17 protein-coding genes are annotated in these 18,022 nt (G+C 67.5%); 12 read left to right on the plus strand and 5 right to left on the minus strand.

Annotation, left to right across the window (positions count from 1 at the left end; translation table 11 throughout):
• Positions 1 to 270 precede the first annotated feature (270 nt).
• From ACH46_RS05545 to ACH46_RS05565, 5 genes are all read left to right on the plus strand, one after another.
• Positions 271 to 2,301 carry a bifunctional lysylphosphatidylglycerol flippase/synthetase MprF gene (locus ACH46_RS05545; protein WP_226995777.1) on the plus strand — a complete coding sequence of 677 codons (2,031 nt, stop codon included), beginning with the start codon at positions 271 to 273 and terminating at the stop codon, positions 2,299 to 2,301.
• Positions 2,298 to 3,359 carry a hypothetical protein gene (locus tag ACH46_RS05550; RefSeq protein ID WP_062392038.1) on the plus strand — a complete coding sequence of 354 codons (1,062 nt, stop codon included), beginning with the start codon at positions 2,298 to 2,300 and terminating at the stop codon, positions 3,357 to 3,359. Before ACH46_RS05545 ends, ACH46_RS05550 begins: the two co-directional genes overlap by 4 nt.
• A 153-nt stretch (positions 3,360 to 3,512) precedes the next feature.
• Positions 3,513 to 4,028, plus strand: a complete 516-nt coding sequence (locus tag ACH46_RS05555; protein ID WP_157851013.1) for a hypothetical protein — start codon at positions 3,513 to 3,515, stop codon at positions 4,026 to 4,028.
• Between the two features lie 196 nt (positions 4,029 to 4,224).
• A complete protein-coding gene (locus tag ACH46_RS05560; protein WP_062392040.1) occupies positions 4,225 to 5,430 on the plus strand; it encodes a cation:proton antiporter domain-containing protein in 1,206 nt (401 codons plus the stop codon).
• Positions 5,427 to 6,224 carry a PrsW family glutamic-type intramembrane protease gene (locus tag ACH46_RS05565; RefSeq protein WP_062392041.1) on the plus strand — a complete coding sequence of 266 codons (798 nt, stop codon included), beginning with the start codon at positions 5,427 to 5,429 and terminating at the stop codon, positions 6,222 to 6,224. Before ACH46_RS05560 ends, ACH46_RS05565 begins: the two co-directional genes overlap by 4 nt.
• 11 nt (positions 6,225 to 6,235) lie before the next feature.
• Here the strand turns inward: ACH46_RS05565 and ACH46_RS05570 are convergent, their stop codons facing one another.
• Positions 6,236 to 7,249 carry an LLM class flavin-dependent oxidoreductase gene (locus ACH46_RS05570; RefSeq protein ID WP_062392042.1) on the minus strand — a complete coding sequence of 338 codons (1,014 nt, stop codon included), beginning with the start codon at positions 7,247 to 7,249 and terminating at the stop codon, positions 6,236 to 6,238.
• A gap of 104 nt (positions 7,250 to 7,353) precedes the next feature.
• Between ACH46_RS05570 and ACH46_RS05575 the strand changes: the two genes are divergently transcribed.
• The 3 genes from ACH46_RS05575 to ACH46_RS05585 all read left to right on the plus strand — a co-directional run bounded on the left by ACH46_RS05575 (position 7,354) and on the right by ACH46_RS05585 (position 10,028).
• Positions 7,354 to 8,187, plus strand: coding sequence for an ABC transporter ATP-binding protein (locus ACH46_RS05575; RefSeq protein WP_062392043.1), 834 nt, complete (start codon positions 7,354 to 7,356; stop codon positions 8,185 to 8,187).
• Positions 8,184 to 9,101 carry a hypothetical protein gene (locus ACH46_RS05580; protein WP_062392044.1) on the plus strand — a complete coding sequence of 306 codons (918 nt, stop codon included), beginning with the start codon at positions 8,184 to 8,186 and terminating at the stop codon, positions 9,099 to 9,101. Before ACH46_RS05575 ends, ACH46_RS05580 begins: the two co-directional genes overlap by 4 nt.
• Before the next feature lie 99 nt (positions 9,102 to 9,200).
• The gene (locus tag ACH46_RS05585; RefSeq protein WP_062395019.1) at positions 9,201 to 10,028 is read left to right on the plus strand and encodes an NUDIX hydrolase; all 828 of its coding nucleotides are present in this window, start codon (positions 9,201 to 9,203) and stop codon (positions 10,026 to 10,028) included.
• Positions 10,029 to 10,161: 133 nt separating this feature from the next.
• Here ACH46_RS05585 and ligD read toward each other — a convergent pair whose 3' ends face one another.
• Positions 10,162 to 11,103 (minus strand): non-homologous end-joining DNA ligase, encoded by a 942-nt coding sequence (gene ligD, locus ACH46_RS05590; RefSeq protein ID WP_062392045.1) that lies wholly within the window; start codon positions 11,101 to 11,103, stop codon positions 10,162 to 10,164.
• Positions 11,104 to 11,195: 92 nt separating this feature from the next.
• Between ligD and ACH46_RS05595 the strand changes: the two genes are divergently transcribed.
• Positions 11,196 to 11,984, plus strand: a complete 789-nt coding sequence (locus ACH46_RS05595; protein WP_062392046.1) for an enoyl-CoA hydratase/isomerase family protein — start codon at positions 11,196 to 11,198, stop codon at positions 11,982 to 11,984.
• 10 nt (positions 11,985 to 11,994) lie between these two features.
• Entirely contained in the window at positions 11,995 to 13,017 is a 1,023-nt protein-coding gene (locus ACH46_RS05600) for a class I SAM-dependent methyltransferase (RefSeq protein WP_062392047.1), read from the plus strand.
• Positions 13,018 to 13,090: 73 nt separating this feature from the next.
• Here ACH46_RS05600 and ACH46_RS05605 read toward each other — a convergent pair whose 3' ends face one another.
• Together ACH46_RS05605 and ACH46_RS05610 are read right to left on the minus strand one after the other, a co-directional pair.
• Positions 13,091 to 13,567 carry an OsmC family protein gene (locus ACH46_RS05605; RefSeq protein WP_062392048.1) on the minus strand — a complete coding sequence of 159 codons (477 nt, stop codon included), beginning with the start codon at positions 13,565 to 13,567 and terminating at the stop codon, positions 13,091 to 13,093.
• 10 nt (positions 13,568 to 13,577) lie between these two features.
• On the minus strand, positions 13,578 to 14,285 hold the full coding sequence (locus ACH46_RS05610) for a ferritin-like domain-containing protein (protein WP_062392049.1): 708 nt from the start codon (positions 14,283 to 14,285) through the stop codon (positions 13,578 to 13,580).
• A gap of 189 nt (positions 14,286 to 14,474) precedes the next feature.
• On the opposite strand from ACH46_RS05610, the gene ACH46_RS05615 reads away from it, so the two are divergent.
• Positions 14,475 to 15,677: a THUMP-like domain-containing protein gene (locus ACH46_RS05615; RefSeq protein WP_062392050.1), complete on the plus strand. Its 1,203-nt coding sequence runs from the start codon at positions 14,475 to 14,477 to the stop codon at positions 15,675 to 15,677.
• A 158-nt stretch (positions 15,678 to 15,835) separates the two neighbouring features.
• On the opposite strand, the gene ACH46_RS05620 is transcribed toward ACH46_RS05615, so the two are convergent.
• Entirely contained in the window at positions 15,836 to 17,131 is a 1,296-nt protein-coding gene (locus ACH46_RS05620) for an outer membrane protein assembly factor BamB family protein (protein ID WP_062392051.1), read from the minus strand.
• Between the two features lie 127 nt (positions 17,132 to 17,258).
• Between ACH46_RS05620 and ACH46_RS05625 the strand changes: the two genes are divergently transcribed.
• Complete coding sequence (locus tag ACH46_RS05625) at positions 17,259 to 18,020, plus strand: acyltransferase (RefSeq protein ID WP_062392052.1); 762 nt, start codon at positions 17,259 to 17,261, stop codon at positions 18,018 to 18,020.
• The last annotated feature ends 2 nt before the right edge of the window (positions 18,021 to 18,022 follow it).

The following is an 18,022-nucleotide window of genomic DNA, read 5'->3' on the forward strand; positions in this document are numbered from 1 at the left end:
TCGATACGGCCTGCCGCGGTGGGATACAAATAGAATTTGCAGTCGATCTCACGGTGATTGTATTTGCCATTCTGTGGAGGCCGCGTCGCAATACTATCGGTGATCTATTGAATGGCAATGATTTACGATCACCTCATGACAACGAGTGCTGAGGGTGGTGTGGTCGACGACGCGGCCACCGTGACGAGAACTCCGAGTCGGTTCTCGATTCTGTCGGGACGGCTCATGGCAAGAGCTCGATCGGTATTCGTTCGCGCACCATTGTCAATCGTGCTCGCCCTGGTTTTCGTCATCATCGGTGTGGTCACCGGAACGGCGTGGAATTCACTGGCCGGATCGGACCTCCTCGACCGGGTCGGATACGGCGTCGCGGCATTCAGCGAGCACCAGTACTGGGTGATCGTCTCGGGAGCCTTCTTCGGTCTGACCCCGTGGCAGTTCGTGAGCATCGTGGTGATGCTGCTGACGATCGCGGCGTGGGCGGAGTCTCGACTCGGCACGCTGCGCACGGCATGGGTCATGGTGGTGGGCCAGGTGGTGGGGCTCGGTGCCACGCTGCTCTTCGCGTGGCTGCTGAGCAGCGATGTGCTGCCCGGCATTCACTGGGAGTGGCCGACGCACATCGCTGCGACCCGAGATGTTGGCATGACGACGGCGATCGTCGGTCTCGCCGCAGCTGCCTCGGCGACCCTGACCTCGCCGTGGCGACTGCGATTCCGCCTCATCCTGGCCGTCTACGTGTCGGTCTCGCTGATGTTCGATGGAACGTTGGCCGACGTATCGCACCTGGTGTCGTTCCTGTTGATGCTCGGGATCGGCGAGGTGTTCTTCAGCGCGGGCGAACACGGCTTCGCCCCGCGGACCAGGCGGGAGGTCCGACTTCTCGGCTACGCCGGCATGATCGCGATCGGCATCGCTGACATCGTCATGTGGTTCCTCCCCGGCGAGGGGCCGTTCAGTCCCACCGATTCGGACGGCGATGCGACGTGGGTGCGGTGGGTGGAACTGGGAGTGATCGCGTTGATCGCCTGGCAGCTCCGACTGGGCAAGCGCTGGGCGTGGATCGTCTCCCTGGTTCTCGGTGCGTTCAACATCATCGGCCTGGTGGTCGTGGTGCTGCTGGTCGCGCTGACCGACTTCCAGTCCGGTGGCGGCATCCTGTTGGGCACCACTCTCCTGTGGGTGGTCTTGACCTGGGTGTTGGTGGCCGGTCGGTTCGCGTTCCGCGTTCCCGCTCGAGTCTCGGCCGGTGGGACCGACGACGTGGACCGTGCAAAGTCTCTGCTGGAGAACTTCGGCGGCGGCACGATGTCGTGGATGACGACGTGGGAGGGAAACCGCTACCACTTCCTCGACGCCGCGGCGGCCTCGGGCAGTGCGGGTTACGTGGCCTTTCAACGGCACGCCGGCGTGATGATCGCGCTGACCGACCCGGTGTGCGCACCCGAGGACACCGATCGTGCGGTGCGCGAGTTCGTGGACTTCGCAGAACACAGCGGGCTGACGCCCTGCTGGTTCTCCGTCGGCGAAGAGGCCGCCGCCGCGAGTCGTCGGGCGGGCTGGCGTGCGGTGAAGATCGCCGAGGACTCGATCGTCGACCTCGAGGGTCTGGCCTTCAAGGGCAAGTCCTGGCAGGGCGTGCGGACCGCGCTGAACCGTGCTCGCAAGGAGGGGATCGAGCATCGCCTGGTCCGGTTGGCAGACGAATCGTTGGACATTCTGGCGCAGGTGTCCGGGATCTCCGACGAATGGGTCGGTGGAAAGGGTCTTCCGGAGATGGGATTCACCCTCGGCGGCGTCGACGAGGCGCTGGCGGAGGAGGTGCTGGTGTCACTCGCGGTCAACTCCGAGGGCGACGTCCTCGGTGTGCTGTCGTGGCTGCCCGTGTTCGGGCCGGGCGGTCGGCACCGCGGCTGGACGCTGGACGTCATGCGCCGCGCCGGTGACGAGTTCGGTCCGGTGATCGAGTTCCTCCTGGGCTCGGCGATGCTCGAGTTCCAGTCGAGGGGAGCCGATTTCGTCTCGCTGTCCGGGGCTCCGCTGGCGGGGAACGACGATCCGTCGACGGTCGGCACCACCGAGCGGGCTCTGGATCTTCTCGGCGCGGCGATGGAACCCTTCTACGGGTTCCGGTCCCTGCACGCGTTCAAGAAGAAGTTCAAGCCTCGCTACGAGCCGGTGTATCTGGCCTACCGCGATGAGGGCGACCTGCCGCGGATCGGTATCGCGATCAGCCGTGCCTATCTGCCGGATGCGACCCCCGCGCAGCTGGGGCGAATGGTGATGAGCGCGCGGGGATGACAGCCAGTGCTCGGCCGGTTCGGGCGCTCGGCGGATCGGACCGGGTCACCGCACTCGTCGTGATCGCAACCGTTACGATCGTGGTGGTCCGGACCTACCTGGCCCTCACCGGTTATCCCCAGATCGGCGGACACTCCAACCTGCACATCGCGCACGCGCTGTTCGGTGGTGGGCTGATGATCCTGGCGCTGGTGCTCGGCTGTCTGTTCGTCGGTTCACGGGCGCGGTGGATCGAGATCGTGGTCGGCGGTGTCGGCATCGGCCTGTTCCTCGATGAGGTCGGCAAGTTCGTCACCAAGACCAACGACTACTTCTATCACCCGGCCGCCGAGATCATGTACCTCACGATCCTGATCGTGGTGATCGGCGGCAACCTGGTCCAAGCGGTTCACCGGACCACGGTGAGGGAGCGGCTCGTGGACGTCGGCATCGGGGCCGCCGAGGGCATGGCGTTCGGACTCACTCGTGAACGACTGAGGAACCTGTCCGCGTCGCTCGACGCGATCGAGGCCGCCGGTGTGGATCCGATCGAGGTGGCAGCGCTGCGGTCCGCACTCAGCAGATGCGACGTCCACGACGGTCGTGCCGCAGCATTGGGGCGCCGGGTGCGATCGATGCTGCCGCGCTGGGTGGTGAGTCGGCGGCTCGCCGCGGCGGCGGGGTGGTTGATGGCGATCACGGCTCTGCAGGTCGCGCTCAGTTCTCTGGGCGGCTTCGGGATTCGTCCGTCTCAACTGTTGTTCGAGGCGGGCGGCGGCGACACCGTGGAGGTGATGTCCGATCGGGTCTACATCGTTCTCGGATCCGTGACCTTCGTGTGTTCGGTGGTGGCACTGGTGCGATGGCGCCGTGGCGGCACGCCTCAGGTCCGAGTGCAGGCCTTGCGTCTGCTGCACGCGACGGCGATCGCGTTCACGGTGGTCGGCGGTGTCGTGGACTTCGCCGAATTCGGTGGTTTCGCGCTGGTCTCGATCGTCGTCGGCGTGACCACGATCCTGCTCCTGCGCGCTCAGATCGCAATCGAATCCACAGTGGTCGAGGCCGATGTCACGCAATGACCGCGTCGAATAGTCAACCGCTATTTGTGTATTCATCCATCACTTTGGTTATTCGGAGAGATATGAGATTCAGGTGCCCTGTCAACTAGGATCACTGCGACGCCATTCGGCTGTCATCAGGAAAAGAAAAAGGAGCTTCATATCGTGAAGAAGATGAGGCGCACCGCAATTCTTGCGGGTCTGTTCTCAGCGGTTCTGGTCGTCGGCGCCTGCGGGACCGACGATACGTCGAAGCCGGCCACATCGTCGGCCACCACGACCCATTCGACGACGAAGACGACCTCGTCGCCGACATCATCGGCAGAGAAGACCACGCCGAGCAAGCCCGTTGAGACCGAACCGGTGGCGACTCACCCGGCCGCGACTCACCCGGCTGCGACGACCAAGCCCAAGCCCAAGCCGCAGCCTGAGCAGGACGACGATCCGGGCGGGCATCCGTGTACTGATCAGTCGGGTGCTCCCGGTCATCTGATTCCGGACGGCACCTCGGGGTGGGTCTGCGAGATCACCGGAGACGCACCGCGGGTCGACAAGCAGCGCCATGTCAACCACGACGACGATCCGGGCGGGCATCCGTGTACTGATCAGTCGGGTGCTCCCGGTCATCTGATTCCGGACGGCACCTCGGGGTGGGTCTGCGAGATCACCGGAGACGCTCCCCGCAACTGACAGTGTGACTCCTTCTTCGGCTCGCCGTCCTATCCGGGGCGGCGAGCCGAGGCGTCATTCTGTCGAATTTCGACCGATGCGGTTGTGAAATCAATTCCGGCGTCGACCTCCCGCAGAGAATTAGTCGCCGGTCGCTCCGCAGATCGACGTGAATTCGATCTCCGTCGGTCATGAACAAAAGAATGGGGTCAGTGTCGTGTCTTCGGTACTCCTGGCGGCCGGTGTCGTCATTCTTCTCTGGTCGCTGACGGCTGAACGCCTCGACCGATGGCGACTGGTGCCCGCGTTGCTCATCGCAGTCGGCGGTGTGCTGACATCCGTCATCTTTCACGTCGACCTCGCTGCGCCCCTGTATTCGCCGATCACCGAACGCGCCGTCGAAATGGTGCTCGCGCTCCTGCTGTTCGTCGATGCGACGGAGGTTCGAGGTGGTCTGCTGGGACACGACGGTCCAGGAGTTCTCCGGTTGACCGTGATCGCGCTGCCGTTGTCGGTGATCGCCGCGACCGTCGTCGGCGCATTCCTGCTACCGACGACGAGCCTGGCCGTGCTCTTGATGATCGCCTGCGCGGTGATGCCCACGGACCTGTCGCCGATGCGTCCGCTGTTCGCCAACGATCGGGTGCCGGAGAAGGTGCGGCACCTCCTCAACGTCGAGAGCGGATACAACGACGGAGTCGTCGCCCCGGTGTTCGTTCTCGCCCTCCTGATGGTCGAGGGCCAGAAGACGAACGACAGCTTCGCAGAGACACTCGCCGCCGCGATCACCTCCGCCGCGGTGTCGGTCGCAGTCGGTGCGGCGGCCGGATTCGTGATCGCCACCGCTGCGGGCCACTGCCTCTCCCGCGGACTGACGTCGGCGCGCGCACTCGGAATCGCCGTCGTCCTCGCCGCGCTCCTGACGTACGGGATCGCGTCGGAGCTGGAGGGCAACGGCTTCGTCGCAGCGTTCGTCTGCGGCATCGTCTACCGGCTCGCAGGCGAGGGGCAACGCGATCCGGTGGAGCTGGAGTTCGCGGAAGACGTCGCCCTGCTGTGCAACCTGCTGGTCTGGTTCGCGTTCGGCCTCGTGCTGGACTACGTGTTCACCGCCGAGGTGATGTGGTCGTGGATGACCGTGTTCGCGATCCTCGCGGTGACGGTGCTGCGGTTCGTCCCGGTCTGGTTGTCCCTCGTCAGAAGTCGATACACCCGGCGCGAACGGATCCTGATCGCCGGATTGGGGCCGCGCGGCACGGCGTCGATCGTGTTCGGCCTGCTGGCCTGGACGAAGCTCGCGGGCGATGACGTCGACGACGCGTCGCTGGTCCTCATCGTCGTCGCGTTGACGGTCACGGTGAGCCTCATCGGGTATTCCGTCGTCGCGCCGGCTCTCGCAGCGAGACCGAGGAGCAAGCCGTGATCTCCGACCTGTGGCGGCGCGGAGGCCTGCGCACCCGGACGGTGATGGTGATCGCGCTCGCCGTCGCACTCTATTCGCTCCTCACCGTCGTGGCGGTCGGCATCGACGCCGGTGCGGCAGTGGCCGCAGTCGCCGTCGTCGGGGGCGCGATCACCGCGGTCCTGCTGTGGCTGGTCGCACGTCTCGCGCTGCCCGGCGGCACGGTAAGCGGCTCCGAGGCCCGGTTCGCGGTCGTGTGGGGCGGTCTGGTCGCCACCTGCCTGGCATCGCTGCTCAACGATGTCGGCCCGGGATTCCTGATCGCCCCTTTCGTCGAGGAACTCCTCAAGATCACCGGAGTGGTGATCGTGCTGAGAATTCTCGGGACCGCGACGCCTGCCCGCGGTTTCGTCCTCGGCTTCCTCGTCGGCGGTGCCTTCGAGGTGTACGAGAACGTCCTCTACATCGCCATGCCGGAGACGCCGTACGAGGGCGGGGCGATGCCCCTGCTCACCGCGGTGGCGGTCCGGGTGTTCGTCGGATTCGGATTGCACGCGGTGACGACGGCGCTGGTGGGTGCGGCGGTCGGATACACGGTGACAGCACGGGGCCGTCTGGTCGGTGGTCCGTCCGCGGCGGCTCTCGGCGCGGCGATCGTCATCCATCTGGCATGGGACGTCGGCCCCGAGACAGGGGTCGCCGGACTGGTGCTCATGGCCGCGGACTACGCGGTGATCGTCACCGTCTTCGTGCTGACGCGGCGGCGGACCCTCGCGCTGACGGCGGGGTCCCCACCGGGTCCTCTCACGGGCTGAAACCTCACGGGTCAGGCCGGCGGCGCCAGCTTCTCCACGGTCCCGTGCCACACCTCGCGGTCGCTCGCGAGCGGCGCCAGGATCAATTCGTCGGCACCCGTCTGCAGCGCGAAGTCGTCGAGCTGGGCGAGCACCTGCTCTCCGGTGCCGACGGCGGCGCAGCGGAGCATCTCGTTCACGTGCATGCCCTGCGGACCGTCGAGCTGCGCTTCGGCCTCGGCGGTGGTCATGTTCCGGCCGCGGTTGAACAGGAACTTGATGCGCCGGATCTTGGCATCTCGCAGCTGCTGGTGTGCGCGGTCGGCGTCGTCGTCGGCGATCACAGTCGCGGCGACCATCAGGTGGGGCTCGGTCTGACCGCCGTCGGGCAGCTCCGCGGGGCGGAAGTCCCGCCGGTACAGCGAGATCGCCTGCTCCAGCGCCGCCGGCGCGAAGTGCGAGGCGAACGCGTACGGCAGGCCGAGGGCGGCGGCCAGCTGGGCCCCGAACAGCGACGACCCGAGGATGTAGAGCGGCACCCGGGTGCCGGCACCCGGCACGGCGCGGACGCCGTGCACGGTCGCGCCTGCGAAGTACTTCTGCAGTTCGACGACATCGCCCGGGAAGTGCTCCGATGCAGCGGGAGTGCGGCGCAGTGCGGTGAACGTGGCCGGATCGCCGCCCGGGGCGCGGCCCAGCCCGAGGTCGATGCGGTTCGGATACAACTCGGCGAGGGTGCCGTACTGTTCGGCGATCGCCAGCGGGGAATGATTGGGCAGCATCACGCCGCCCGATCCGAGCCGGATGCGCGAGGTGTGCGCCGCCATGTGCGCCACCAGGACGGCCGGTGCGGCCGACCCGATCATCGACATGTTGTGGTGCTCGGCATACCAGATTCGCTGGTAGCCGGTGGTGTCGGCGAATCTCGCCATCTCGCGGGAGTGGTTCAACGCCTCGGCGACGGTCTCACCGCTGCCGATCTGGGCCAGGTCGAGGAGAGAGAACGGGACGCGTGGCGTCGCACGGTTCGCAGCGCTTTCGGGCACGACGGAATCGGGGGAAGGAGAATCGGTCACCCCTAGTGCAGCGGTCCTCGACACGTTTGTATTCCATGGCCCGGAATCCCACTCGTATCCGGCACGATGGAGGGGTGACCGAACTGATTGCTGACCCCGACCTCCTCATCGACTTCCGCGACGTCTCGCTGATCCGCGACGGCAAGACCCTTGTGGGCCCGGTGGACTGGAAAGTGGAGCTCGACGAGCGCTGGGTCATCATCGGTCCCAACGGTGCGGGGAAGACATCGCTGCTGCGGATGGCGGCGGCGATCGACTTCCCGAGCCGTGGCGACGCCTTCGTCGTCGGCGAGCAACTCGGGCGCGTGGACGTCCGCGAGCTCTCCACGAGGATCGGCATCGTCAGCTCCGCCATGTCCGCGCGTGTCCCGAGCGACGAGCGCGTCTCCGATCTGGTGATCTCCGCCGGCTACTCGGTCCTCGGCCGCTGGCGCGAGGAGTACGACGACATGGACCGTGCGCAGGCGTCGAACATTCTCGAATCGATGGGTGCCGAGCACCTCGCCGACCGCACCTACGGCACCCTGTCGGAGGGCGAGCGCAAACGCGTTCTGATCGCCCGCGGTCTGATGACCGACCCTGAGCTCCTGCTGCTCGACGAGCCCGCCGCAGGACTGGACCTCGGCGGTCGCGAGGAGCTCGTCAACCGGTTGAGTGTGCTGGCCGCCGACCCCGACGCGCCGGCGATCGTGCTGATCACCCACCACGTGGAGGAGATCCCGCCGGGCTTCACCAACATCCTGATCCTGTCCGAGGGCGGTGTCGTCGCGCAGGGCCCCCTCGAGGAGGCGCTCACCGCCGAGAACCTCATGACCGCGTTCCGGCAGAACATCGTGCTGACCGAGGACGACGGCCGGTACTTCGCGCGGCGGGCCCGTGCTGCGGGCGGGCATCGTCGCGCGGAGTGACGCGGGAGAAGCTTGAACCCGGGGAGTACCGCTTCCTTCGGGCTTTCACGCCGGGCTACCTGGCAGTCAACAGTCTGCTCGTCGCGCTCGGCGTCAGCCTGGCCGTGGCCGCCCTGATCTTCCAGTTCGCCGCCGGGTCGGCGGGGCGATGGAGCTGGGAGTCATTGCTCGTGATCGCATTGGCGCTCCTGATGTGCGCCTTCATCGCGGTGGTCCTCGCGCGGGGTGCCGGAGCCGACCGACGCCTGACGGACACGCCCGAGCCGACCGGCGACGATCCGTCATTGATCGAGGTGAGGCCGAAGGTCGGCGGAACGCTGGTGCTGCACTTCGCGTGGTCGCTCTGCGCAGGGGCGTTCGCTGTTCATGTCCTGCGCCGGACCGACCTCTGGCGCGTCGAGGTGGATCCGCAACTGCTGCAGGTGCGTCGTGGCCTGGAGTTCGCAGGTGCCGCGCCGTCGACGTTCGAGGTTGACGAGGGTGAGCAGTTCGCGAGGATCTGCTCCGGGCTGACTGCACTCAGCTGGAGCTCGTGGATCGCGGCGCTCGGCATGATGGTGGCCGCCTGGCTGTGGACCAATCGGCGCCGCAGCTTCGTCTGGTTCTCGGCACACGGCATCGGGTACCTACCGAGTCGGGTGGGCGATCGGGGATATCGGGACTGGGCGGACATCGCGTCGATCGAGCACGCGGAACTGATGGAGGGACGCGCGTTCTGGACTACGGGTCACGAGTTCATCATCGTCACGACGGCGGGTGAGAAGACCGTGGTCCGCATGATGTGCGGCCTGTCGGTGCCGCGGGCCGCGATGGCGGCGGTCCTGGACGACGCGGCGCCGCACGTGGAGCGGATCGACATCGATCCCGATGACAACCCGTGGGGAGACGTCGTCCCCCAGCGCAAGCGGTCGTGAGTTCCGGGCAGATGAAATCCTCGGATGTGCAAGTATTGAGCGGTACCGACCGAGCGCATGCTCGGTCGCCTGCGAGAACGCGATCGGAAGAGAGTTCAGATGTTCACAGACGGCAAGTCGGCGCCGGTTCCGCTGCGTGACGCGTCCACCGTGGTCCTGGTCCGCGACTCGGACCGAGGCATCGAGATCTTCCTGCAGCGTCGCGTCAAGCAGATGGCGTTCGCCGGCGGGATGACGGTGTTCCCCGGCGGCGGCGTCGACGCCCGCGACCGGGACGCCGAGATCGCGTGGGTGGGACCCGAGGTCGGCTGGTGGGCTGAGCGGTTCGGCGCCGATGTCGAGACCGCTCGCGCTCTGGTGTGCGCGGCCGTCCGGGAGACCTTCGAGGAGTGCGGCGTCCTGCTCGCCGGAGCGTCCGCCGACATCGTGCACCCGAACCCCGCCGAGCTGACGGGGGAGCGCGAGCGCCTGGTGAACAAAGACCTGTCGTTCGCGCAGTTCCTGAACGATAACGACCTGGTTCTGCGCACCGACCTGCTGGCGCCGCTGTCGCACTGGATCACGCCGAAGAACGAGGTCCGACGCTACGACACCCGCTTCTTCCTCGCCGAGCTCCCCGCCGGGCAGACCGCGGACGGTGAGACCTCCGAGGCGTCCGAGACGCTGTGGCTGACCGCCGACGCGGCGCTCGACGCCTGGAACAGCGGCAATCACTTCCTGCTGCCTCCGACCTGGTCGCAGCTGCGGGCGATCGCCGAGTACGCGACCGTCGCCGACCTGATGGCCGCCGATCATGAGATCACTCCGATCGAGCCGTCGATCGCCGATCAGTCCGGACTGGGCGGGTTGCGGTTCGCCGATTCCGACGCCTACCTCGCCTCCCTCGGCGACGGCCGCATGGAGCAGTTGAAGAACACGAACTCGTAGGGGCGGCGTTCGAGCGAGTCGCACCACCTCCGTCTCTCGCACTCGGTCGCGACTGAGTGCGGGAAACACAAGTGGTGCCACTGGTCGACAGATGGTGCGGGGCCAGCGACGCGTACCAACCCCGCTCTAACCGTCAATCCCTCTCGTCGCGCTCCGCCCACTCCAGCAGCGTGTCGAGGCGGAAGACTCGGTCGTCGATGCCCGCATGGAGGTCGCCGAGATCGGCGTACCGCGCGGGCATGGTGGCGACGGTGAAGTCGTCGGGTTCGGCACTGTCGATCTCATCCCACCGCAGCGGAGCGGACACCGTCGCGCGGGCATTGGCGCGGATCGAATACGCGGCCGCCATCGTGTGATCGCGGGCGTTCTGGTTGAAGTCGATGAAGACGGCGGCCGGGTCGCGGTCCTTGCGCCACCACGTCACGGTCGCGTCGTCGGGCAGGCGGCGCACCACTTCCGTGCCGAAGGCGAGCGCTGCGCGGCGGACGTCGGCGAACTCCCACTCCGGTTCGATCCGCACATAGATGTGGAGACCGTGCCCGCCGGAGGTCTTGGGGTATCCGACGATCCCCAGCTCGTCGAGGATCTCGTGCACCACGTGGGCCACTCGACGGACGCGCGCGAAGTCGGCGTCGGGCATCGGATCCAGATCGATGCGCCATTCGTCGGGCCGCTCCACGTGCGCGCGGCGCGAGTTCCACGGGTGGAACTCGACGGTCGCCATCTGCACCGCCCACAGGACCGCTGCGGGTTCGGTGACACAGAGTTCCTGCACCGTGCGGGAGTAGCGGGGAAAGAAGATGTCGACGGTCTCGATCCACGCCGGAGCGCCGGCGGGCAGCTTCTTCTGGTGCACCTTCTTCTCCGCGGTGCCGTTCGGGAACCGATGCAGCATGCACGGGCGCTCCCGTAGAGCGCGCGTGATGCCGTCGGAGACGGCCAGGTAGTAGTTCGCGACGTCGAGCTTGGTCAGCCCGGCATCGTCGAAGTAGAGCCGGTCGGGACTGCTGATCCGCACATCGCGCAGGGCCCCGTCGGGACCGGGAATGTGCAGTACGACGGCGTCGTCACCCATGTCGCAACCCTACTTGTCGACAGGAGGACGCATGCGTCACTTGCGTGCTGCCCGGTTGGGTTCACGACCTGACTTACCGGTAGCCTGCCCTCATGGCTGAGTTTGTCACGTTGGAGACGTCGGAGGAACACCCGGGCGTCGGAACCATTCTGCTCAATCGCCCCCCGATGAATGCGTTGAACCGCCAGGTTCAGACCGAGCTCGCGGCGGCCGCCGAAGAGGCGAGCATGCGCGACGACATCAAGGCCGTCGTCGTCTACGGCGGACCCAAGGTTCTCGCGGCGGGCGCCGACATCAAAGAGATGATCGACATGTCGCACGCCGACATGCAGAAGATCGCGAGCCGCCTGCAGCGCGCCATCGGCATCATCTCCGAGATCCCGAAGCCGACCGTCGCCGCCATCACCGGCTACGCCCTCGGCGGCGGACTGGAAGTGGCGCTGGGTGCGGATCGTCGAATCGCAGGCGACAACGCCAAGCTCGGCGTCCCCGAGGTGCTGCTCGGCGTCATCCCCGGCGGCGGCGGCACGCAGCGACTGGCCCGGCTGATCGGCCCGTCGCGCGCCAAGGACATGGTCTTCACCGGTCGCTTCGTCGGCGCCGAGGAGGCCCTGCAGATCGGGCTCGTCGACCAGGTGGTGGCCCCGGACGACGTCTACAACGAAGCGCTCAAGTGGGCGGGGCAGTTCGCGAACGCCGCGTCGGCCGCGCTCGCCGCGGCCAAGACCGCGATCGACTCCGGCACGGACGTCGATCTCGCGACGGGTCTGAAGATCGAGGAGCAGGTCTTCGCCGCCCTGTTCGCCACGCAAGACCGCACGATCGGCATGGAGTCGTTCGTCGCCAACGGCCCCGGCAAGGCCGAGTTCACCGGAAAGTAGGACCCGACACATGACCGCCATCGACGATCAGAACACCACCGATCCTGCTGAAGAGACCGTGACGGCCCCCGCCGATCATGTGGATCCGGCACCGAACCCGCACGCCACCCAGGAGCAGGTCGAGGCCGCTCTGAAGGACACCAAGCTCGCCCAGGTCCTGTACCACGACTGGGAGGCCGAGACCTACGACGAGAAGTGGTCGATCTCGTTCGACGAGCGCTGCATCGACTACGCGCGCGGTCGTCTCGACAAGATCCTGCCCGACGCCCCGCTGCCGTACGGTCGCGCCATGGAGCTGGGCTGCGGCACCGGCTTCTTCCTGCTCAACCTGATGCAGTCGGGTGTCGCCGAGAAGGGTTCGGTCACCGACCTCTCGCCCGGCATGGTCAAGGTCGCGCTCCGCAACGCCGAGAACCTCGGACTCGACGTGGACGGCCGCGTCGCCGACGCCGAGTCCATCCCGTACGAGGACGACACCTTCGACCTCGTCGTCGGACACGCGGTGCTGCACCACATCCCCGACGTCGAGCAGTCGCTCCGCGAGGTGCTGCGCGTGCTGAAGCCCGGCGGACGCTTCGTCTTCGCGGGCGAGCCGTCGACGGCCGGTGACTTCTACGCGCGCTGGCTCAGCCGCGCCACCTGGTGGGCCACCACCAATATCACCAAGCTGGGTCCGCTGAAGGATTGGCGTCGCCCGCAGGCCGAGCTCGACGAGAGCTCGCGCGCCGCAGCCCTCGAGGCCGTCGTCGACATCCACACCTTCTCGCCGGAGGACCTGGAGCGTCTCGCCACCAGCGCCGGTGCGGTGCAGGTGGAGTCGGCCGCCGAGGAACTGGCCGCGGCCATGCTCGGTTGGCCGGTCCGCACCTTCGAGGCCGCCGTCCCCGCCGAGAAGCTCGGCTGGGGCTGGGCCGGCTTCGCGTTCGGCGGCTGGAAGCGGATGACCTGGCTCGACGAGAACGTTCTGCGCAAGATCGTGCCGCCGAAGTTCTTCTACAACGTGCTGATCACCGGTGTGAAGCCGGAGAAGTAGACGGCAGACGCGAACGGGGATCCCCGCTCGGCGCCGCACCGGTCGAACAGGCCGGCGGGGCGCGGAGCGGGGATCACTGCTGTTCGGCCACCGCGACGACCGGCTCCACGCGGACCGGGAAGTTCACGGAGTTCGCGATGAAGCAGTACTCGTGGGCGGGTTTGTGGGCCGCGACGGCCGCGTCGACCATGGCCGCGTCGGTGACCGTCACCCGCGGCCGCAGGACCACCTCGGTGAATGCGCCGCCCAGCCCGCTCTGGGCCATCGTGCCCTCGGCGTCGTCGGTGTAGCCCACCACCGTCACGCCCTCGGTGACGCAGACATGCAGGTACGAGAGCAGGTGGCATTCCGACAGGGCCGCGACCAGCAACTCCTCGGGATTCCAACGGGCACGGTCGCCGTGGAACGCGGCGTCGGCCGACCCGGCCATCGCGTCCTTCCCCGGTGCCTGGAGCCGGACGTTGCGGTCGTAGTCGCGGTACCCGGACGTACCGGTGCCGCGGTCGCCTTCCCACGTCGAGCGAATCCGGTAACTGTGCTCTCTGACCATGTCGCCGAGTCTATTTCGTCAACGCGACCTCGCGTCGTCCCGCGAACACCCCCGTGCGGAAGTCGGACATCAGGTGAACGCACGACCGGATGAACCGGCCACGGGACCGTCCGACGGCACGCAGTGCGCCGCCGTGGTCGAGGGCCACCACCACCGCGACGACGGCCGCGAACGCCAGCCACACCGCACCGGCCATCCCGCGCAGTCGGGGAGGCGTGTCGGCGAAACCCGCCGCCGACCGCTCCTCCTGGAATCGGACGTGATGCACCTCGTCGTCGAGGATGCGCGCGGACACCTCGTGCAGGAGATGATCCGGCGACGTCGCGAGGGCGCCGTAGTACTCCAGAGCGATCAGTTCGGCGACCGACAGGACCAGCAGTTCGCAGCGCAGCCCCAGCGCTCGGCGGCACCACACGAAGACCTGATCGGACCAGTGTCCCGCGAGCGTCGTCTCGCCGGCTGCGCTGAGCAGTTCGGCGAGCAGTCGCGCATGATTGTTCTCCTCGGCCACGAACATCCGCACCGCCTGCGCGTACTCGGGGTCGCCCGCCGCGTCGGCCAGTCCGATCAGTCGGGCGCCGTCGCCGCTCTCGCCGACCTGGAAGCGTTGGAGACTGGCGACGATCGACGGCGGCAGGGTGCTGCCACGATGCCAGTCCGGGTCGCCGACCTCGGCGCGGTGGCGGGCACGGTCGGAGAACAATTCGGTCCACGTCATGGCTTCGGTTATAGCGGGCAGACCGGTCCCGTCGCCGCGACCTGTCATTCGCGCGGCCGACGCCGGGAGCGGTCGCCAGGTGTTGCGACGGCACGTCGAGAGGGCTCGGCCACCCTTCGATAGGGTGAGATCGCGTTCCGTGGGTGGACGTCAGATCAGGAGTCAGACGCACAGTGGGACAACAGTTCAGTGGCATATGAGTTCAGCATCGACGATGTCGACTTCCTGCGATCCCGGTACGGGACCAAAGCGCTGGAAGTGGTCGCCGACTTCACCCTGACCCCGGAATCGCTGCTGAAGGAGATGCCCGATCTCCGCGCTCGCTACGGCGACCGCGCCGCAGCGCTCGTCGAGACGGTCCGTACGCGCCGCAAAGCAGTCGGCAAGCTCTCAGACCCGGAACGGTTGCTGGCGAGCGATGTCGCCCTGCAACAGGCCACGGCGTCACAGGTGGCCGCACACCGCGCCGCCGACATCGCCGCGCGACGACCGGGGGCTGTCGTGCACGACGTCACCTGCTCGATCGGCTCGGAACTCATGGCGCTGGCCACCGCGGACGGAATCGGCGGAGTGATCGGCAGTGACATCGATCCCGTGCGGTTGGCGATGGCCGACCACAATCTGCGCGTCACCGACACGGCGGCACCATGGCTGCTGGCGCGGGCCGACGCGCTCGCTCCGATGTCGACGGCCGACGTCGTGATCGCCGACCCCGCCCGGCGGAATGCGCGCGGTCGTACGTTCAAACTCGAGGAGCTCGATCCGCCGCTGCTGGAACTGATGGCCGTGTACGCGGGCCGCGAACTGGTGGTGAAGTGCGCACCGGGCCTCGACTACCGGCTGCTGCGCGACCGCTTCGGCTTCGAAGGCCAGGTCCAGGTGGTCTCCCTCGACGGCGGTGTTCGCGAGGCCTGCCTGTGGAGCGAGGTGACCAGGCCGTCGCGTCGGGCGACGGTCCTGCGGTCCGACTGCGACGACTACGAGATCACGAGTGAGGATCCCGACGAGATCGACGGGCCCGGGGTCGGGGAGTGGATCGTCGATCCGGACGGCGCCGTCGTGCGCGCCGGACTGGTCCGCCATTACGCGCACCGGCACGGGCTGCGGCAGCTCGATCCGCAGATCGCCTACCTCACCGGGGACTCCGTTCCGGCGGGCGAGCGCGGCTTCCGGGTGATCGATCAGCTCGGCGTGTCGGAGAAGGTGCTTCGCGGCGCGCTGGCCGCCCACGACTGCGGCAGCCTGGAGATCCTGGTCCGCGGCCTCGACGTGGATCCCGACCGCCTGCGCAAACGACTCAAGCTCAAGGGAAGCAAGTCGCTGACCCTCATCATGACGCGGATCGGCCGGGCCGGGACCGCGTTTCTCTGCGAGCCGGGTGTGCGGGTCTAGGAGTTCGAGTCGGCCTGGTACGCGGATGTCGGCGAGTTACGCGGACACCCGTAACGACGACATCCGCGTAGTTCGCCGTCAGAAGCCGGGTTCTGAATCCAGCTTCTGACGGGGAGTTACGCGGATGGATGCGAAGCCCCTCAGCGGAGGCCGAGACACTAGCTCTTCGCGTCGAAGTAGTAGACGGTGCCCGCGTAGGTGGCGACGGCGATCTGCCCGTTCGGGGAGACCGCGATGCCGGTCGCGAAGCCCTTGGACTCAGGCATCGGGAGGGTCCGCTTGGTGGCACCGGTCTTCGTGTCGACCTCGATCAGTTCCAGGTGCTGATCGGCACCGGTGCGAACGACGGCCCACGCGGTGCCGGTGGTGGTCTGCGTCGACAGTCCTGCGGTCTGCAGGTCGTCGCGCCGGGCGACCTCGGTGACGGCGTCGCCCTCGTCCTTGAGGATCGTGAGGGGCGCGCCCAGCTTGCCTGCGGGGATGATCACGCCGTCCGGGGAGACGCTCATGGTCGCGAATCCCGCGTCGCCCACGTCGTGGCTCCAGCGGGTCTTACCGGTGGCGGCGTCGAGCGCGTACAGCTTGTTGTCGCGCGCGAAGGCGTAGACCGTCTTACCGTCGTTCGAGACCACCGGCGGGCCGACGACGCCCAGCGGCAGGTCCGCGGTCCACTCCTGGGACAGTTCACCGTTGTAGCCGAGCGCCTTCACCTGGGAGGTCTTGGCACCCTGCGGGAAGTAGTTGAGCACGATCCGCTTGTGGCCCCAGTCGACCGCCGGCGGCGCCGAGATCGCGCAGGCGGGTCCGCCGGTGACGCAGTCGGCCAGGCCCGCGGCAGGGGCCTCGGCGGTGGTCGGCCACAGCTTCAACTCCGGCATCATCAGGTCGCCGGTCTGCGAGTTGAAGATGCTGACGCCGCCCTGCGTGGTGGTGACCAGCACCTGGCCGGGGGCGACGAACTTCGCGGACGTGGGCGTGCCGGGGCCGTCGTGACGCCAGCGGATGGAGCCGCCGCCGGTCAGAGCGAGGAAGCGGCCGGGTTCCCCGATGTACGGCTGGCTGAACTGGTCGACCACTGCGGCATTGCCCCAGAATCCGTCGGCCAGTCGTTTGCAGAAGTTCTTGCGGCCGGCACGGTAGTCGAGGACCGTGAAATTGCAGCCGCGAGCTGTGCGTGCGCTGACGACCACGTCGCCGCCGCCGTTCATGACGATCGGGCTGGTGACCGTTCCGCCCGCGTCGCGCGTCCACGACGGTGCCAGGTCGGCGGGCGGCTGAGCCCACGTAAAGTTGGAGTTGGCGCTGTTGCCGCCGTATGACGACCATCCCGCCGCAGGCACAGATCGCACGTCGAGGTGACCGTCGGAGCAGGACGTGACGACCAGGGCAGTGAGCGTTCCGAGGAATGCGGCGCGAAGGAATGCGCGCATGCGGCGACGGGCTGCCTGGGTCATCGTGCTCCGATCTGATGGTCGTGCGCGACGGCCATCGCACACGCGCACGACTCTATCTGGTCCGCTGACCCGGGCAATCGCCTGCTGCGGTCAGGTCGCATCGGGCGGTCGTTTACTGTTTGTGGTCATGACCACCATGTGGAACGCGTCCTACCGGTCTCGTTGGCGTGCGGGACGCCGCCGTGACCCGCAGCAAGTCCGTTTTCTCACGATGGACTCGCTGCGCTGGATCAAGCGGAATCGCGCGTGGACCCCGTGGTACCTGGTCCGGTATTACCGCCTGGCGCGGTTCCGGCTGGCGAACCCGCACATCGTGCTGCGTGGCATGCTCTTCCTCGGCAAGGACGTTGAAATTCATGCGACGCCGGAGTTGGCCCGCATGGAGATCGGCCGCTGGGTGCACATCGGCGACGGCAACTCCATCCGCGCCCATGAGGGCAGCCTGCGGATCGGCGACAAGGCCGTCTTCGGCGCCAACAACGTCGTCAACTCGTACCTCGACATGGAGATCGGCGGCTCCACGCTGGTCGCCGACTGGTGCTACATCTGCGACTTCGATCACGTGACCGACAGCCTGGATCTGCCGATCAAGGATCAAGGCATCGTGAAGGGCCCGGTCCGTATCGGTCCGGACACCTGGGTCGCAGCCAAAGTGACCGTCCTGCGCAACACCACTGTCGGCCGCGGCTGCGTCCTCGGCGCCCACGCCGTGGTCCGCGGTGTGGTCCCCGATTACTCGATCGCCGTCGGCGCCCCCGCCCGCGTCGTCAAGGACCGCAAGGAGGCGTGGGAGGCCGGCGCCGAGCAGCGCGCCGAGTACGAGCGCGCCCTCGCGGACATCGAGCGCAAGAAGGCCGCCGCGCAGAAGAAGACTGGCGAGACGGAGTAGCA

Origin of the sequence: Gordonia phthalatica (genome assembly GCF_001305675.1) — a bacterium.
Classification (GTDB): domain Bacteria; phylum Actinomycetota; class Actinomycetes; order Mycobacteriales; family Mycobacteriaceae; genus Gordonia; species Gordonia phthalatica.

What these genes read in the sequence shown, in the direction of transcription:
- ACH46_RS05550 (WP_062392038.1), top strand. Translation starts at nt 2,298, where the DNA reads ATGACAGCCAGTGCTCGGCCGGTTCGGGCGCTCGGCGGATCGGACCGG.
- ACH46_RS05620 (WP_062392051.1), bottom strand. Translation starts at nt 17,131, where the DNA reads ATGACCCAGGCAGCCCGTCGCCGCATGCGCGCATTCCTTCGCGCCGCA.
- ACH46_RS05595 (WP_062392046.1), top strand. Translation starts at nt 11,196, where the DNA reads ATGGCTGAGTTTGTCACGTTGGAGACGTCGGAGGAACACCCGGGCGTC.
- ACH46_RS05605 (WP_062392048.1), bottom strand. Translation starts at nt 13,567, where the DNA reads ATGGTCAGAGAGCACAGTTACCGGATTCGCTCGACGTGGGAAGGCGAC.
- ligD (WP_062392045.1), bottom strand. Translation starts at nt 11,103, where the DNA reads ATGGGTGACGACGCCGTCGTACTGCACATTCCCGGTCCCGACGGGGCC.
- ACH46_RS05600 (WP_062392047.1), top strand. Translation starts at nt 11,995, where the DNA reads ATGACCGCCATCGACGATCAGAACACCACCGATCCTGCTGAAGAGACC.
- ACH46_RS05555 (WP_157851013.1), top strand. Translation starts at nt 3,513, where the DNA reads ATGAGGCGCACCGCAATTCTTGCGGGTCTGTTCTCAGCGGTTCTGGTC.
- ACH46_RS05585 (WP_062395019.1), top strand. Translation starts at nt 9,201, where the DNA reads ATGTTCACAGACGGCAAGTCGGCGCCGGTTCCGCTGCGTGACGCGTCC.
- ACH46_RS05625 (WP_062392052.1), top strand. Translation starts at nt 17,259, where the DNA reads ATGACCACCATGTGGAACGCGTCCTACCGGTCTCGTTGGCGTGCGGGA.
- ACH46_RS05610 (WP_062392049.1), bottom strand. Translation starts at nt 14,285, where the DNA reads ATGACGTGGACCGAATTGTTCTCCGACCGTGCCCGCCACCGCGCCGAG.